The 1,861-nt window shown below is 62.9% G+C and carries 2 protein-coding genes; both read left to right on the plus strand.

The genetic code is table 11. The features are described 5' to 3' along the window. Positions 1 to 310: DUF559 domain-containing protein (locus EOA85_RS34250; protein WP_127212634.1), on the plus strand; the 310-nt coding region annotated here is incomplete at its 5' end. A gap of 143 nt (positions 311 to 453) precedes the next feature. Further along, positions 454 to 1,861, plus strand: a 1,408-nt coding sequence (glyS, locus tag EOA85_RS34255) for a glycine--tRNA ligase subunit beta (protein WP_245486305.1), incomplete at its 3' end; no start/stop codon positions are given.

Consider the following 1,861-nt stretch of genomic DNA (forward strand, 5'->3'; position numbering starts at 1 on the left):
GTTCAAGCTGCAGTCTGCGCAACGGCTTCGGGCGGCAATGACCGATGAGGAACGCATCTTGTGGCGGCATCTCTGGCGAATCCCCGTGGAAGGCACGCACTTCCGTAAACAAGCATCCGTCGGGATTTACTTTCCGGACTTCATGTCCCGTCGGCTGAAATTGATCATCGAGGTCGACGGTGCCCACCACAGCTTTGATGACCAGCAGCGCCATGATGAGGTCCGAACGAAGCGGTTCGAAACCCAGGGTTATCGCGTGATCCGCTTCTGGAACCATGAAGTCAAAAAACGAACTGGATTCCGTGCTTGATACGATCTATGCGGCGGTGGAAGAACGGAAATCACTCGCCCCGAGAGATAACGCAGAGGGCGCTGGTGACCGAGACGCCGCCACCCCACCCCGGCGCTGACGCGCCGACCCTCCCCATCAAAGGGAGGGTGAGGAGCTAATTTATGCCCGACCTGCTTTTAGAACTCCGTTCGGAAGAGATTCCCGCGCGCATGCAGCGCAAGGCGGCGGGCGACCTGAAGAAGATGATGACGGACGGTTTGGTCGAGGCCGGGCTGACCTATGAGGCGGCGCGCGAATATTGGACGCCGCGGCGGCTCGCGCTCGACATTCGCGGCGTGACCGCGCGCTCGAAGGACATCAGCGAGGAGATCAAGGGGCCCTCGACCAAGGCTTCCGAACAAGCGGTCCAGGGTTTTCTGCGCAAGGCCGGTCTCTCCTCGATCGCCGAGGCGCATATCCATGCCGATCCGAAGAAGGGAGACTTCTATGTCGCCCATATTGCGAAGCCGGGCCGGGCGGCGGAAGAAATCATCGCCGAGTTGGTTCCAGGCGTCATCCGCGATTTTCCATGGCCGAAATCGATGCGCTGGGGGCCGGCCTCGGCGAAACCCGGATCGTTGCGCTGGGTGCGGCCGCTGCAATCCATCCTCTGCACCTTCGGCCCTGAGACCGAGGAGCCGGTGGTCGTCGATTTCGAGATCGACGGCATCCGCCCGGGCAACGTAACCTACGGCCATCGTTTTCACGCCCCGGGCGCGATCACCGTGCGCCGCTTCGACGACTATGCCGCCAAGCTGGAGGCGGCGAAGGTCGTGCTCGACGCCGACCGGCGAAAGGAGATCATCCTTTCCGACGCCAGGAATCTCGCTTTCGCCAACAGGCTCGACCTTGTCGAGGACGAGGGGCTGCTCGAGGAAGTGTCAGGCTTGGTCGAGTGGCCTGTGGTGCTGATGGGCGAGTTCGAGCAAGACTTTCTCGCCATTCCGGCCGAGGTGATCCGGCTGACCATCCGCGCCAACCAGAAGTGTTTCGTCACGCGGCCGCAGGGCGTCGGTGAAGAGCTTTCCAACCGCTTCATCCTGACCGCCAATATTGAGGCCAAGGATGGCGGCAAGGAGATCGCCTACGGCAACGGCAAGGTGGTGCGCGCGCGGCTGTCCGACGCGCTCTATTTCTGGAAGACAGACCAGGCCGACCTGCCTGATCTCGACCAGTTGCAGGCATCGGCGGAAAAGTTCGGGCTCAATCTCAAAAAGCCGCTCGACCAGCGCATGGCCCGCCTCGACCATCTCGGCGTCACCTTCCATGCCAGACTCGGCACCCAAGGTGAGCGGGTGGAGCGGATTGCACGGCTTGCTGACGAGTTGGCGCCGATCGTAGCGAGTTCAATCTCCCCCCTTGAGGGGGAGATGGCCGGCAGGCCGGAGGGGGTCGCCCCGCGTGAAGCGCCGGCATCCTCTGTCCGCGAGAGAGCGTTGCGTCAGGGCGTACCGACCCCCTCTGTCGCCTTCGGCGACATCTCCCCCTCAAGGGGGGAGATTCCCGCACTCGCACGGCGCGCCGCGGTGT

The organism is Mesorhizobium sp. M5C.F.Ca.IN.020.29.1.1 (assembly GCF_003997375.1).
Taxonomy (GTDB): domain Bacteria; phylum Pseudomonadota; class Alphaproteobacteria; order Rhizobiales; family Rhizobiaceae; genus Mesorhizobium; species Mesorhizobium wenxiniae.